This is a genomic window from Streptomyces sp. NPDC029152, assembly GCF_055564355.1.
In genome coordinates this window covers 103,837-117,257 of record NZ_JBVHWR010000010.1, presented here as the reverse complement: position 1 = coordinate 117,257, position 13,421 = coordinate 103,837, and the positions used below count along the sequence as shown (strand labels likewise).

Annotated in this window: 14 protein-coding genes; 5 read left to right on the top strand and 9 right to left on the bottom strand. The window is 75.8% G+C overall.

What is annotated here, in order from left to right; genetic code table 11:
• Positions 1-4: 4 nt before the first annotated feature.
• The 4 genes from ACZ4V6_RS21935 to ACZ4V6_RS21920 all read right to left on the bottom strand — a co-directional run bounded on the left by ACZ4V6_RS21935 (position 5) and on the right by ACZ4V6_RS21920 (position 4,682).
• Positions 5-433, bottom strand: a complete 429-nt coding sequence (locus ACZ4V6_RS21935) for an OsmC family peroxiredoxin (RefSeq protein WP_467829905.1) — start codon at positions 431-433, stop codon at positions 5-7.
• A 92-nt stretch (positions 434-525) separates the two neighbouring features.
• On the bottom strand, positions 526-1,938 hold the full coding sequence (locus ACZ4V6_RS21930; RefSeq protein WP_467829902.1) for an amino acid permease: 1,413 nt from the start codon (positions 1,936-1,938) through the stop codon (positions 526-528).
• 84 nt (positions 1,939-2,022) lie between these two features.
• Positions 2,023-4,155, bottom strand: a complete 2,133-nt coding sequence (locus ACZ4V6_RS21925) for a phage holin family protein (protein WP_467829899.1) — start codon at positions 4,153-4,155, stop codon at positions 2,023-2,025.
• 125 nt (positions 4,156-4,280) lie between these two features.
• On the bottom strand, positions 4,281-4,682 hold the full coding sequence (locus ACZ4V6_RS21920) for a hypothetical protein (RefSeq protein WP_467829896.1): 402 nt from the start codon (positions 4,680-4,682) through the stop codon (positions 4,281-4,283).
• Positions 4,683-4,765: 83 nt separating this feature from the next.
• Between ACZ4V6_RS21920 and ACZ4V6_RS21915 the strand changes: the two genes are divergently transcribed.
• Both ACZ4V6_RS21915 and ACZ4V6_RS21910 read left to right on the top strand, forming a co-directional pair.
• The gene (locus tag ACZ4V6_RS21915) at positions 4,766-5,539 is read left to right on the top strand and encodes an MBL fold metallo-hydrolase (protein WP_467829893.1); all 774 of its coding nucleotides are present in this window, start codon (positions 4,766-4,768) and stop codon (positions 5,537-5,539) included.
• Complete coding sequence (locus ACZ4V6_RS21910) at positions 5,536-6,162, top strand: DedA family protein (RefSeq protein ID WP_467829890.1); 627 nt, start codon at positions 5,536-5,538, stop codon at positions 6,160-6,162. The genes ACZ4V6_RS21915 and ACZ4V6_RS21910 overlap by 4 nt, the downstream gene beginning before the upstream one ends.
• A 48-nt stretch (positions 6,163-6,210) precedes the next feature.
• On the opposite strand, the gene ACZ4V6_RS21905 is transcribed toward ACZ4V6_RS21910, so the two are convergent.
• The 4 genes from ACZ4V6_RS21905 to ACZ4V6_RS21890 form a co-directional block, all read right to left on the bottom strand.
• The gene (locus tag ACZ4V6_RS21905; RefSeq protein WP_467829887.1) at positions 6,211-7,275 is read right to left on the bottom strand and encodes an MBL fold metallo-hydrolase; all 1,065 of its coding nucleotides are present in this window, start codon (positions 7,273-7,275) and stop codon (positions 6,211-6,213) included.
• Entirely contained in the window at positions 7,272-8,594 is a 1,323-nt protein-coding gene (locus ACZ4V6_RS21900) for an aminotransferase class I/II-fold pyridoxal phosphate-dependent enzyme (RefSeq protein ID WP_467829885.1), read from the bottom strand. Before ACZ4V6_RS21900 ends, ACZ4V6_RS21905 begins: the two co-directional genes overlap by 4 nt.
• A gap of 155 nt (positions 8,595-8,749) precedes the next feature.
• On the bottom strand, positions 8,750-9,847 hold the full coding sequence (locus ACZ4V6_RS21895) for a hypothetical protein (RefSeq protein ID WP_467829883.1): 1,098 nt from the start codon (positions 9,845-9,847) through the stop codon (positions 8,750-8,752).
• Positions 9,848-10,011: 164 nt separating this feature from the next.
• Positions 10,012-10,806, bottom strand: coding sequence for an RNA polymerase sigma factor SigF (locus ACZ4V6_RS21890; RefSeq protein WP_467829881.1), 795 nt, complete (start codon positions 10,804-10,806; stop codon positions 10,012-10,014).
• Between the two features lie 668 nt (positions 10,807-11,474).
• Here ACZ4V6_RS21890 and ACZ4V6_RS21885 point away from each other — a divergent pair.
• From ACZ4V6_RS21885 to ACZ4V6_RS21875, 3 genes are all read left to right on the top strand, one after another.
• Positions 11,475-11,882, top strand: coding sequence for a DUF2795 domain-containing protein (locus ACZ4V6_RS21885; RefSeq protein ID WP_467829879.1), 408 nt, complete (start codon positions 11,475-11,477; stop codon positions 11,880-11,882).
• Between the two features lie 21 nt (positions 11,883-11,903).
• On the top strand, positions 11,904-12,335 hold the full coding sequence (locus ACZ4V6_RS21880) for a CBS domain-containing protein (protein ID WP_467829877.1): 432 nt from the start codon (positions 11,904-11,906) through the stop codon (positions 12,333-12,335).
• A 110-nt stretch (positions 12,336-12,445) separates the two neighbouring features.
• Positions 12,446-12,988, top strand: a complete 543-nt coding sequence (locus ACZ4V6_RS21875) for a type 1 glutamine amidotransferase domain-containing protein (protein WP_467829874.1) — start codon at positions 12,446-12,448, stop codon at positions 12,986-12,988.
• 115 nt (positions 12,989-13,103) lie between these two features.
• On the opposite strand, the gene ACZ4V6_RS21870 is transcribed toward ACZ4V6_RS21875, so the two are convergent.
• Complete coding sequence (locus ACZ4V6_RS21870) at positions 13,104-13,382, bottom strand: DUF6158 family protein (protein WP_467829872.1); 279 nt, start codon at positions 13,380-13,382, stop codon at positions 13,104-13,106.
• Positions 13,383-13,421 lie beyond the last annotated feature (39 nt).

The following is a 13,421-nucleotide window of genomic DNA, read 5'->3' as shown; positions in this document are numbered from 1 at the left end:
CCCGCTACTGGGCCAGCTTGGCCGTCAGGGTGATGGTCGTGCCCGCCAGGGCCTGGCTGACCGGGCAGTTCTTCTTGGCGTCCTCGGCGGCGGCGGCGAACGCGTCGTCGTCGATGCCGGGGACGGTGCCCTCCACGGTGAGGTGGATGCCCTTGATGCCCTCGCCCGGCTGGAAGGTGACGTCGGCCGAGGTGGTCAGCTTGGTGGGCGGGGTGCCGGCGCCGGCCAGGCCGTGCGACAGCGCCATGGAGAAGCAGCTGGAGTGGGCGGCGGCGATCAGCTCCTCCGGGCTGGTCTTCCCGTTCGCCTGCTCGGCGCGCGACGGCCACGACACCGGCTGCTCGCCGATGCCGGACGAGTCGAAGGTGACGACACCGTTGCCCTCGAGCAGGTTGCCTTCCCAGACGGTGTGTGCGGAGCGCGTGGTTGCCACGACGATTCCTTTCCGGATTCCCTTGCGGTACTGGGGTGGTGGGAGCCCGTGTCCGGGTTCCTCGCCCCCATCCGATCACACTCCGGGCCGGCTCACCCGGAAGACCGGTCCCCCTCCGGGGTGCGCTGCCGCCGGGCCGCCATCACCGCGTAGACCAGCACGCCCGCGAACAGGAACAGCACGCCCTGGTAGACGGCCGCGTAGCCGGCGCCGGCGACCAGCCACAGGGAGAACGCGGCCGCCACGGAGGCGATCACGGCGTCGCGCACCAGCCGGGCGCGGTTCACGCGCTCGCGCTGCCCGGAGACCAGGTGGAAGAGCTGTGCGGCGGTGGCCAGCAGGTAGGGCACGGTCGCGGTGAAGGTCGTGACGAGGACCAGGACCTCGAAGACCTTCGCCGAGCCGGACGTGTAGTTGTAGACGGTGAGCAGGGAGGCGAGGACGACGGTGACGCCGACGCCGACCGTGGGGACACCGCGCCGCTTGCGGGCGAACACGGCCGGGAACAGACCGTCCTTCGCGGCGGCGTACGGGGTCTGGGCGCTCAGCAGCGTCCAGCCGTTGAGGCAGCCGGTCATCGACACCAGGGCGGCGGCCGCGACGGCCCAGCCGCCCCAGGCGCCGCCGAACATGGCGTTCACGGCGTCGGAGAAGGGGGCGGAGGAGCCGACCAGGCGGTCGTGGGCGACGGTGCCGAAGACGGAGAGGGTGCCGAGCAGGTAGACGAGGGCCGCGCCGCAGGTGCCGATGACCGTGGCCCGGCCGACCGTGCGGCGCGGGTCCTTGACCTCGCCCGCGCTGACCGCGGCGGACTCCACACCGAGGTAGGAGAAGAGCAGGATCGCGGCGGCGGCGGAGACCGCGCCGATGCCGCTGCCGCCGGTCGCGTTGAACGGGCCGAGGTTGTCCGGGTCGAAGAAGAACAGTCCGCCGACCGCGACGAGCAGCAGCGGGGCGAACTTCAGCACCGTGGACACCAGCTGGACGGCGCCCACGTAGCGGGTGCCGGCGAAGTTGGCGAGCGCCGGCAGCCACTGGAGGGTGAGCGCGGCCAGGCACGCGGTCCAGCGGTGGTCGTTCACCGGGATCAGGACGTCGAGATAGCCGACGGCGGCGACGGCGAGCGCCGCGTTGGACACCCAGGTGGTGATCCAGTACGCCCAGGCGGCGAGGAAGCCGGCGAAGTCGCCGAAGGCCCCGCGGGCGTAGACGTAGGGGCCGCCGGTGCGGGGGTCGCGGGCGGCGAGCCGGCCGAAGACCAGGGCGAGGGCGATCGCGCCGACGGTCAGGACGCCGAAGGCGAGCAGGCTGATCGTGCCGAAGGACGCGACCGAGGCCGGGAGCAGGAAGATGCCGCCGCCGATGATGTTGCCCATGACCAGGGCGGTGGCGACGGGCAGCCCGAAGCGGCGGGCGTGCCGGGCGGTGCCGGGGTCCGGGGTGGGGGCCGCGGGGGTCTCCCGCCGGTCCGGAGCCGGTGGGGGGACGGTCCCGGTGACGTGCATGGGGTGGAACGCCTTCCTTGGAACGGGTGCCCGGGATCGCCGGGACCTCGCCCATGGTCCGGCATGCCCGCGTACGGTGCCAAATCAGGCGGTTTTGTCCTGCGCGAGCCCCTCCGGGACCGCAAAAGGTGCGCCGTCCCGGCCCGCGGGCCGGGAATCGTCCACGGGCACCTGCGGGCCGTTGGACTCGCGCAGCCAGCGGCGCAGCACCCGGTGGACCTGCTCGGCGCCGACGATGTCCGTCCCGTCGCCGGCCGGCGCGGACAGGACGACGGGGGACAGCAGGAAGGCCCGCGACTGGGCGCCGCCGAGCCCGCCGTGGGAGCCGATCTGCTCCTCGAAAGCGAGGACCTCGCCGTCGGCCGGGTCGTGGGAGGAGTTGACCATGATGTCGGCGGTGTGCGGGAAGGAGTGCGTGCGGCGCACGGCGTCCGCGGCTCCGGGACCGAACGGCGCGAGCGGGCCGGGGTCCTCGTCGAGCCGGTCCAGGGGGATCTCCGCGCCGCGCGCGCCGAGGACCACACCGCCGTGCTCCTCGCTGCGCACCAGCAGGAAGCCGATGCCGGGGTGGTTGGCGAGGGTGGGCAGCAGCGCCGGGTGGCGGGCGTCGATCTCCTCGCGGCTCATCCGGTGCGGGACGTCCGGGAAGGAGACGAGGCCGAGGTTGCCGGAGGCCAGCACGACCGGCTCCGAGCGGCGGTCGGCGGGCCGGCGCCGCTCCTCGCCCTCCTCGACGGGCCGGTGCAGGGCGGCCCGGACGGCGGCGCGCGCCTCGGCGCCGCTGCGGGTGCGCCGCGCCCGGCGCGGCACGGGCAGTCCGCAGCCGGCCCGCACCAGGTCGGCGAGGGAGAGGCCGTAGCGGGAACGGAAGGTCTCGCCGGGGCTCTGGCCGTGGTCGGACAGGACGACGATCCGGTACCGGCGGGGTGCGTGCTCGGCGACCTTCTCGATCAGGGCGAGGGCCCGGTCGAGCCGCTGGAGGACCTTCGCGGCGTCCCGGCCGCGCGGCCCGGAGTGGTGCGCGACCTCGTCGTAGGCGACCAGGTCGGCGTAGACGGCGGTGCGTCCGGCGAGCATGTCGCCCATGACGGCGGCGACGACGACGTCGCGCTCGACGACGGTCGCGAAGGCGCGGACGAAGGGGTAGAGGCCGCCGCGGGAGACGCGCGGACGGACCTTGCGGACGCGGGCGCGGGTGGACTGGCCGATCTCCCGGCACACCTCGGCGACGAAGGACAGGGCGGTGCGGACCGCGTTGGCCGGGTCGGAGAAGTAGGCGAAGTAGCCGGACCGGGAGCGGTTCTCCGGGCTCCGGCGGCGGGTGGCTATGGACAGCACGAGGGCCTGTTCGTCGGCGCCGCCGCTGAACAGGTTGCCGCGGCTGGCGCCGTCGAAGGTGAGCAGTCCGCCGTCGCCGGTGCGCTCGATGGCCCGCCGCTGGAGGTCGGCGGCGCTGGTGGGGCGGTTGCAGACGACCACCTCGCCGCTGTCCTTCTCGTACCAGCGGAACGCCGGGACGTCGTGGTTGCTGCCGTGCAGGATGCCGAGCTGGCTGGCGCCGGTCTGGCTGGACCAGTCGGTGCGCCACGGGGCGAGCCGGTGGGTCGCGGAGGAGCCGTCGCGGCCGAGCCAGCGGGCGACGGTGGGCATCAGGCCCTCGTCGACCGCGTCCAGCAGCACGTCGTGGCCGACGCCGTCCAGTTGCAGGAAGACGGTGCCGGGACCGGTCGGACAGGGCGGGCCGGACCTGCGGCGGCGGTCGGCGAGCCGGTAGAGCCGGCGCCGGTAGGCGTCGTCGTCGCGCACGGCCAGGGCGCCGCCGGTGGCCGAGGCCACGGCGGACATCACGGCGGCCACCAGCACGGCGGTCTCGGGGGCGACGCCGCCGCGCGCGGCCGGGTTCACGTCCAGCGCGAGGAGCAGCAGGGCGCCGTTGAGGAAGAAGACCAGCAGCCCGAGGACCAGCGCCGGCACCAGCAGCAGCAGCCGGACCAGCAACGGCCACACCAGCGCCGACAGCAGGCCGAACGCCCCCGCGCCGAACGCGGCGGTGACGGCGATGTCGGTCGCGCTGTCACCGTCGGGGGACTGGAGCCGGAAGTCCGGCAGGATCCCGGCGAGCACCAGCATGGTCACCGTGGAGACGGCCCACACCGCGACGCTCCGCCCGATCTGACTGGCGCCCCGCCGCCAACGCCCTCCGCCCACGCTTCGCACACCTCACGTCCCGGCCCGTCGTCCGCGCGGGCCCTCCCCACCCTGCCACAACACTCCGGAACGCCTGTTTGTCCCCCCTGGTCCCGTTCACCCGGGACACGCCCGGTCCCCCGGTGGGCCGGCGGTCAGCGACCGTCGTAGCCCGCCGTCGGCATCGACAGTCTGCGGTGCACGCACGCCTTCATCCGGGCGTCGTACGACGGCTCCTCGCGCCCGACGGTCTCCACCCGCACCCCGCGCCGCGCGCACTCCGCGGTGAACTCCTCCACGGACGCCAGCGCGCTCTCCAGCACCCGGTGGCTGGGCGCCACGAACAGGTCCTGACCAGGACGCACGCCGTCCCACAGGGCGTCGTGGTCGGGTCGAAGCCCGCTGACCAGCAGCTCCCGGGTGACGACGTAGCCCTGCTCGGCGGCCCAGCGCGCGCACATGGCGTGCTGGCTGCGGGAGTCGACGAGGAACGGATCGTCGTCCAGCCGTTCCAGCGGCGTCAGACTCGCGATCGCCGTCACCCGTAGCGGCCCCATGGTGTCCCCCTCACCTCCCGTTTTCGCCGCCGACCCTACTCCTGGACGTAGGCTTCGGGGAGTCGCGCGAAGGAGGCAAAGGGGTGCCGGTGGAGCTCACGTGGTGGGGTCACGCCACCTGCACGGTCGAGGACTCGGACATCCGTGTGCTCACCGACCCGCTGTTCGTCCGCAGGCTCGCCCATCTGCGCCGCAGGCGGGGGCCGGTGCCGCCGCCGGACGCCCGGCGCGCGGACGTGACGCTGGTGTCCCACCTGCACGCCGATCATCTGCACGTGCCCTCGCTCGCGCGGCTCGCGCCGGGCACGCGCCTGCTCGTGCCCCGGGGCGCGCCGCGGGCGGTGCCGGGACTGCGCCGGCTCGGGCACCTGAAGCTGACCGAGGTCGCGCCGGGCGACGAGGCGTCGGTCGGTGACCTGCGCATACGCGTGGTGCCCGCGCGGCACGACGGGCGGCGGCTGCCGTTCGGCCCGCACCGCTCCCCCGCGCTCGGTTATGTGATCGAGGGCGAGGGCCGTACGTACTTCGCCGGGGACACCGGGCTGTTCGACGGGATGGAGAAGGAGGTCGGGCCCATCGACGCGGCGCTGCTGCCGGTCGGCGGCTGGGGACCGTACCTGGGGCCCGACCACCTGGACGCGGGGCGGGCGGCCGAGGCGCTGGCCCGGCTGGCGCCGTCCGCGGCGGTGCCGGTGCACTACGGCACGTACTGGCCGATCGGGATGGACGCCGTGCGCCCCCACGAGTTCCACACGCCGGGCCACGAGTTCGTGCGCCTGTCGGCACTGCGCGCGCCGGGCGTGGCGGTGCACCGGCTGGGGCACGGCGAGAGCGTGCGGGTGGGGGTCGCGAGGTGACCTGGCTGGGCGCCGCCGTGACAAGCATTCCGACCGGACCGGCCCAGCAGGCGCTGGGCTATCCGTCGCTGTTCCTGCTGGTGCTGATCGGGGCGCTGGTGCCGGTGGTGCCGACGGGCGTGCTGGTGAGTTCGGCGGCGGTGGTGGCGATGCACCAGACGCTGCCGTTCTCGCTGCTGACGGTGTTCGCGACGGCGTCGCTGGCCGCGTTCTGCGGGGACATGGCGCTGTACTGGCTGGGGCGGCGCGGGGTCGGTTCGAAGAACGGCTCGCGCTGGCTGGAGGTGATCCGGTCCCGGGCGCCCGAGGACCGGCTGGAGCAGGCGCAGGAGAAGCTCGCCGAGCACGACGTCGCGGTGCTCGTGCTGTCCCGGCTGGTGCCGGCCGGCCGGATACCGGTGATGCTGGCCTGCCTGCTGGCCGAGTGGCCCTCGCGCCGCTTCGCCCGGGGCAACCTGCCGGCCTGCGTGGCCTGGGCGGTGACGTACCAGCTGATCGGCATCCTGGGCGGCTCGCTGTTCAGCGAGCCGTGGGAGGGGGTGGCCGCGGCGGTCGCGCTCACGGTACTGGTGAGCGCGGCACCGAGCGCGTGGCGCCGGCTGCGGGGGCCGGCGAAGGCGTAGCGGCGGAACGCGGGACAAGGCCGTTCGCGCCGTCCGGCACCGCGGGAGTCACTCGTCGTCCAGCACGCGGGAGCCGCCGACGGGCAGGTCCCACAGGTCCTCCCGGGGCAGGCCCGCCCGCTGCCACGCGGCGCGTACGCGGGTGAGCGGTTCCATGACCGGTTCGGCCGACAGCACGAAGGTGCCCCAGTGCATCGGCGCCATCCGCCGGGCGCCGAGGTCCTGGGCGGCCCGGACCGCCTCCTCCGGGTCGCAGTGCACGTCGCTGAGCCACCAGCGCGGGTCGTAGGCGCCGATGGGGAGCAGCGCGAGGTCGATGCCGGGGTGGCGGCGGCCGATGCGGGAGAACCAGTGGCCGTACCCGGTGTCGCCGGCGAAGTACACGCTCCGGCCGTCGGGGCCGGTGAGGACCCAGCCGCCCCACAGGGTGCGGCAGGTGTCGGTGAGGCTGCGCTTGGACCAGTGGTGGGCCGGTACGAAGTCGAAGCGGACCCCGTCCAGCAGGGCCCCCTCCCACCAGTCCAGCTCGGTGACGCGGGTGAACCGGCGCCGGTGGAACCAGCGGCCGAGCCCGGCCGGGACGAACACCGGGGTGTCGCGCGGGAGGCGGCGCAGCGTCGGGGCGTCCAGGTGGTCGTAGTGGTTGTGGCTGATGACGACCGCGTCGACCCGCGGCAGGTCGTTCCAGGCGACGCCGACGGGGGTGACGCGGGCCGGGGTGCCGAGGATGCGGCGGGACCAGACCGGATCGGTCAGCACGGTGAGCCCGCCGATGCCCACCACCCAGCTGGCGTGTCCCGCCCAGGTGACGGCGACGGTGCGGGCGTCCACGCGGGGCAGCGGGCCGGGGGCGTAGGGCAGCCTCGGGATGTCGGCGAGGCCCTCCGGGCCGGGTCTCACCGCGCCCTCGCGGGCGAATCTGGCGAAGGCCTTGAGACCGGGCAGGGGTGCGGTCAGCCGGTCGTGGAAGGTCCGCGGCCACACCCGTCGTTCGGCCAGCGGCCGGGGCTCGGCGAGCGGCGGGTACGGGGCGGCCGCGGCCGGCGGCGCGCCGGTGTCCTGGTCCTGGACGGATGTGGTCGTGCGCGCGGTCGGCCGGGGCTGCTGCGTCATCGGGGAGTCTCCCATCGCCGAGCGTCGCGAAGACCGCCGAAGACCGACGCCAGACCGGTCAACGCGGCGTGCACGTGCGGCAGTTCCAACGGGTCGGACGAGGTGAGGCATTCCGCTCGCCGCTCGTCGGCGTCCCCCAGCAGCGGGCCGGTGGACAGCCGGACGCGCAGGGCGAGGAGGTCGTCGCCGAAGCGGTGGCCGCCGGGGGCGGGCATGCCGAGCCGGACGGTGAGGAAGTCCTCCAGTTCCTGGGCGTCGCCGACGCCGTGGGCGCCGAGCGCGTCGCGCAGCGGGCCGAGGTCGGCGTACAGGTGGCGTCCGGCCTGCGGGGGCCGGGCGGTGGCGCCCGCGGCGACGACGACGGCGTGCACGGCGGCGGCCACGCGCGCGTGCAGGCGTACGGCCGCCGTCCGGCGGGCCGTGACCGGCTCGGGTTCGCCGAGCGCGTATCCGGCCGCGGCGGCGAGGGGCGCGGCGACCCGGGCACCGAGCGCGGTGAGCACGTCGAGCACGCGCGCGTGCAGGCCGTTCCCGGCGGCGGACGCGGGGAAGCGGGCGACCGCGGCCGGCCAGCCCGCCGGCAGCAGCGCGCCGGCCAGGTCGGTGACGACGGTGACGTGGTCGGGCAGCATCTCGGCGGGGCTGAGCAGCACGGTGGCGTGCGGATCGTGCAGGGTGTCGCGCCAGGTCTCGTCGCTGACCAGGTGCAGTCCCTCGTCGACGGCGGCCTCGACGGTCTCGTGCAGCAGCTCGGGCGGCGCGACGGTGCCGGTGGGGTCGTCGGCGACGGACAGCACGAGCAGACGGGGCTCACCGCCCTCGGCGCGGACGCGGCGCACGGTCTCCAGGAGGGCGTACGGGTCGGGGACGCCGCCGGACTCCGCGGGGGTGGGGACGTGGAAGACGGGCCTGCCCAGCAGCCGCGCGTACGGTGCCCACCAGGCGGAGCAGGGGCGCGGTACGAGGACGTCGCCGCCGAGCGCGGCGGTCAGCGCGAGCAGCAGGGCGTTGGCGCCGGGGGCGGCGGCCACGTGGCCGGGGTCGGTGGGCAGGCCGCGCCGGTCCCAGTAGCCGCAGGCGGCGTCCAGCAGGGCCGGGGCACCACCGGCGGGCTCCTCGTGGGCGCGGCCCGCGGAGGCGGCGAGGACGGCGGACAGCTCGGGCAGCACGGGCAGCCCGTCACCGGGAAGACGCGGGCCCTGGCGGACGGCGCCGTGGCCTTCGGGACCGTCGCCCCCGGGCACGCGGCCGACGGGACTCCCGCCCCCGGGCGCCGCGCGGCGTTCGGGGGCGTCGTCCTCGGGGTCCGTCCGCCGCATGGGTGCCTCCGTCGTGCCGAGTCCTGTCGCCGCCGGGCCCCGTCCGCTTCCCTCCTCGTGCTCCGGTCGTGCACCGGGTACCCACCGGGTACCCACCGGGCCGCCCGGCCATGGCTCCGGTCCGCGTTACGTCGATCACCCTCTGGCCCGGCGGGTCAGTGGTCCCGGGTCTCCCCGCGCGGCCGCGGCCGCAGCCGGTACGCGGCCCCGCCGAACGCGCCCGCGATCAGGACGCCGCCGGCGGCCAGGGCGGGCACGGAGCCGGTGAAGGACCCTCCCGTACCGGCCTGCACCCCGTGCTCCGCCTTCCCGCCGCCGCAGGACGCGCCCCACGCCGTGGGCTCGGGGCACGGCGGCTTGGTCGTGCAGGGCGCACCGTGCGCGGCGGAGTGGCCGGTGGGAGCGGCCCGGCCGGGGAGGGCGGGCCGGTCGTAGGGGGTGGCGTCGTACGGGACGGGCTCCTCGTCGGGAGGGGACCCGTCGCCCGGGGCCGCCTCGTCCGGGGCCGCCTCGTCCGGGGCCGCCTCGTCGCCCGGGACGGTGGGCTCGGTGTACGGCACGGTCTCGTCACGTGCCGTCGGCTCGCCGCCGGGGACGACGGGCTCCTCCCGCGGGACGGCGGGTTCGTCGCGCGGGACGGCGGGTTCCTCGCGAGGCACGGCGGGTTCCTCGCGAGGCACGGCGGGTTCCTCGCGAGGCACGGCGGGTTCGTCGCGAGGCGCGGCGGACGGACGGCAGGAGGGCTCCGGGGCGGTGCTCCCCCCGGACCGGCCGGGTCCGGCGCTGCCGCTCGCCGGGGAGGACACCGTCATCGCCGCGCTCCACGGCCTGCCCTCACCGCCGGACGCCCCCGGGCAGGTGCCGTCGACGGTCCACGGCGAGGCGGGGCCCGCCGCGTCCGGGTCGGCCTCCAGCTTCCCGGCGGGGGCTATGCGCGCGGTACCGCGATAGGCGGTCCCGGAGGTCCCGTCGTCCTCGCCCGCCGCCTTCAGGAGCGCGACGGTGCCCCCGTCGAAGGCCGGCGAGACCGCGTCGAGGACGTCCGGCGCGGCGCCGCCGGCCGGGTCGCAGGTGACCGAGACGGTGACGGTGCCCCCCGGGCCGGCGTCGGCCGGGCTGACCTCGGCGGTGGGTCCGCCGGCCCCGGCCGGCCTCGGGGTACCGCCCGGGTCCGCCGAGCCGGACCCGGCGAAGACGCCCAGGGCGGCGCTGGTCAGTACGGCGACGGACAGGACACGGGTGGTGCGGCGCATGGGTTCGGGCTCCTTCGAGCGACGGCTGCGGAGGCGCGGCACTCGCGCCCCAGGCCATCACAGCCCGCCCGGCCCGGTGGCGCGCGCCGCCGTGCGCCGTTCGCGGGACCGGGACGCCCGTGCGGGTGAGGGGCGGGTTCCGGACCGGTCGCCCCTCCTCCGGGTCAGGCCGCCGGATCCCGCAGCACCTGCTCCCGCACGCGGTCGCAGCACCGGCTGATCAGCCGGGAGACGTGCATCTGGGAGATGCCGAGCTGTTCGGCGATGCGGCTCTGGGTCATGTCGTCGAAGAACCGCATGTAGAGGATGGCGCGCTCCCGCTCGGGCAGGGCGGCCAGCCGTTCCTTGACGGCCTCGCGGTCGACGACGGTGTCGAGGGCCGGGTCGGGGGCGCCGAGGCCGTCGACGAGCGAGCAGCCGTCGCCCCTGCCGGCGACCTCGGCGTCCAGGGACAGGGCCGTGAAGCTCTCCAGGGCCTCCATGCCCGCCCGGACGTCCTCCTCGCTCAGGTCGGCGCGTTCGGCGATCTCGGCGACGGTGGGCCTGCGGCCGGGGGTGGTCCGGGCCAGGTCCTGGCCGGCGGAGCGGACGCGGTTGCGGAGTTCCTGGACCCGGCGCGGCACGTGCAGGGTCCACATGTGGTCCCGGAAGTGGCGCTTGATCTCGCCGGTGACGGTGGGCACGGCGTAGCTCTCGAAGGCGCTTCCGCGGGCGGGGTCGTACCGGTCGACGGCCTTGACGAGACCGAGGGCCGCGACCTGGCGCAGGTCCTCGTGGCTCTCGCCGCGGCCGCGGAAGCGTCCCGCGAGCCGTTCGGCCATGGGCAGCCAGGCCTCGACGATCCGGTCCCGGACCGCGTCGCGCTCCGGGCCTTCGGGAAGGGTGGCGAGGCGGCGGAAGGCGTCCGCGGTGTCGGGGGCGTCGTCGTGCGGGTGCTTCGCGGCGGCTTGGGTCGGCATGGTGCGTCGCAACTCCCTCGGAGTGCGGGGTCCTGTCGTCCCGCCGGGCGGGGTGCCCGGCCGGCGCCGGTGCTCGCGGAGCTCTCCGGGGCGCGGGCGGACGCCGGCGGTACGGCGACACGGCCCGGGTTCGGGCGGTCACCGCGGGAGGGCGTCCGGGGGCCGGACGGACGTAACCGTGGCGGCGTCGCGCCGCTCCCACGGACGTGCCTCCTGTCCGAAGCACTGGAACTGCGCCTGCCCCCGCGCCCGCGCGTCAAACACCTCGCACGACACCGGTCCGTCGGCCGGTGTCGTGCGAGGTGCCCGCCGCCGGACGGCGGGCCGGCGCCCATCGCGCCGGGGGGCTCCGTCGCGGTGGCCGGGCCGGGGTCGCCGGACGGCGGCGGGGCGTCCGGCAGCAGCGGATCCTCGTACCCGTCCAGGGCCGACGCCACGCCGAGCACGAGGACCGGGGTGAGCACAGCGAGCAGCGCCGCCGTGACCCCTCCTTCCCGAAAGGGACGGGCGCGGGGGGTGGTGGCGCGCGCCCGCCGGTCCGGCCCACGGTGCGCGCGGCCGCACGCAGCGTGTCCGGACACATCGGACCAGACCCGTCCGGGTGAATCCGTGTCGGCCGCCGGTGGCCGGGTACGCGGTCCGCACCCCCTGAGGATGTGGAGGGAGACATGCAGCGAGGCAGCGACCGGATGAGCGTCCACCGCGACGACGAGATGAAGCACGAACTGCAGGGCCTGCTCAGGTCCGGGCACCCCACCCGCAGCGAGGAGTGGAACGACCCGGAACCGATCGCGGACGACGATCCGGAGGTCACGTACGGACCGGTGACCCCGGGCCGCGGGCCGACGTACCTGGAGTCGCTCCGGCTGGAACTGGCCCGGAACCTGACCCGGGGCACCTTCCCCGCGGGTCCCCGCGAGCTGAGCCGCGCCCTGCGCCACGGCAACGCGCCCGACGCCCTCGTCGAGGGACTGGAACGGCTGCCGCAGAAGGCGCGCTACGACAACGTGCAGGAACTGGCCGTCGCCCTGACCGAGAGCGGCGGGCCGGGGAACGCCGGGCCACAGGGCGCGTAGGCGCCGGAAGGGCGGGCCGTGATGGCCGAGTACGTGAGGGACGTCATGACCGCGGGCGTGGTCGCCGTCCGCCCGGACTCCTCCCTCGTCGAGGCGGCGCAGCTGATGCGGACGCAGAACATCGGTGATGTGGTGGTCGCGGACGGCCAGGACGTCGTGGGCGTGCTGACCGACCGGGACATCACGGTGCGGGCCGTGGCGGACGGCATCGACCCCATGGCGGTGAGCGTCCGCACGGTCTGCACCCCCGATCCGCTGACGGTCTCCCCCGGTGACCCGGTGGCGGACGCGGTCACGCTGATGCGTGAGCACGCCGTGCGCCGGCTGCCGGTCGTGGAGGACGGGCTGCCGGTGGGGGTGGTGAGCCTCGGCGACCTGGCCGAGGCCCAGGATCCCGGCTCCGCGCTCGCCGACATCAGCCGCGCGCGGCCGGACCCCGGGGGCGGTGCCTGACACGACGCCCCGAGGAGCCCACGGAGCCGTCGGAGCGGCCCCGTGGCCGAACGAGACACGCGCGCCGGGCGGTGACACCCGCGGCGCGCCAGGAAAGGAATCCGAACCCCATGCGCATCGCATTTCTGACCGCACCCGAGGGTGTGGAGCAGGTCGAGCTGACCGAGCCGTGGCAGGCGGCGAAGGACGCGGGCCACGAGCCCGTGCTCGTCTCCACGCAGTCCGGTGAGATCCAGGCCTTCGACCACCTCGACAAGGCGGACACGTTCCCGGTGGACGAGGTGGTGGGCGACACGTCCGCCGACTCGTTCGGCGGGCTGGTCCTGCCGGGAGGCGTGGCCAACCCGGACTTCCTGCGGATGGACGAGAAGGCCGTGGCGTTCGTCAGGGACTTCTTCGAGCAGGGCCGGCCGGTGGCCGCCATCTGCCACGCCCCGTGGACGCTCGTGGAGGCGGACGTCGTGCGCGGCCGGGTCGTGACCTCGTGGCCGAGCCTGCGGACCGACCTCCGCAACGCGGGCGCCACCTGGGTGGACGAACAGGTGAAGGTCTGCGACCACGGCGGCAACACCCTGGTCACCAGCCGCAAGCCGGACGACCTGAAGGCGTTCTGCGAGACCTTCCTCGCGGAGTTCGCCAAGGCCGGGGGCTGAGTCCACGGGGCGGCACCCGGCGTTCCCGGGCCCGGCCGGCCGCGCGTACCGGACGCGTGGGCCGGCCGGGCCCGTGCGCGGACGGCACACGCGGGCGGCGTGGCGGGCGCGGCGCTCAGGCGCCGGGGGCGGTGCCCTCTCCGGAGTGCCGTTCCCGGGCGCCCTCGCGGGTGCGGCCCGCGGCGACCGGACGCCGCGGGTTGCGGCGCAGCCATTCGCCCTCCAGCTGCGCCATGCGCTCGTTGTGGGCCCGCAGCGCGTCGTTCGACCCGTACAGCAGGGTGTCGTGGCGCGTGCGGTGGATGGTCTCCAGCTCCTTCATGAGCTGCTGGTCGTCCAGCCGGCCCGGGTCCACCCCGGTCGGGGTGTCGTCCCGCGTGTCGTGTTCGTTCATGCGGTCCGGGTACCCGCAGCGGAAGCACTACCACCCCCG

Coding starts and splice junctions, on each gene's coding strand:
- ACZ4V6_RS21880 (WP_467829877.1), top strand. CDS start 11,904: ATGGCCGAGTACGTGAGGGACGTCATGACCGCGGGCGTGGTCGCCGTC.
- ACZ4V6_RS21885 (WP_467829879.1), top strand. CDS start 11,475: ATGCAGCGAGGCAGCGACCGGATGAGCGTCCACCGCGACGACGAGATG.
- ACZ4V6_RS21890 (WP_467829881.1), bottom strand. CDS start 10,806: ATGCCGACCCAAGCCGCCGCGAAGCACCCGCACGACGACGCCCCCGAC.
- ACZ4V6_RS21930 (WP_467829902.1), bottom strand. CDS start 1,938: ATGCACGTCACCGGGACCGTCCCCCCACCGGCTCCGGACCGGCGGGAG.
- ACZ4V6_RS21875 (WP_467829874.1), top strand. CDS start 12,446: ATGCGCATCGCATTTCTGACCGCACCCGAGGGTGTGGAGCAGGTCGAG.
- ACZ4V6_RS21920 (WP_467829896.1), bottom strand. CDS start 4,682: ATGGGGCCGCTACGGGTGACGGCGATCGCGAGTCTGACGCCGCTGGAA.
- ACZ4V6_RS21895 (WP_467829883.1), bottom strand. CDS start 9,847: ATGCGCCGCACCACCCGTGTCCTGTCCGTCGCCGTACTGACCAGCGCC.
- ACZ4V6_RS21900 (WP_467829885.1), bottom strand. CDS start 8,594: ATGCGGCGGACGGACCCCGAGGACGACGCCCCCGAACGCCGCGCGGCG.
- ACZ4V6_RS21870 (WP_467829872.1), bottom strand. CDS start 13,382: ATGAACGAACACGACACGCGGGACGACACCCCGACCGGGGTGGACCCG.
- ACZ4V6_RS21905 (WP_467829887.1), bottom strand. CDS start 7,275: ATGACGCAGCAGCCCCGGCCGACCGCGCGCACGACCACATCCGTCCAG.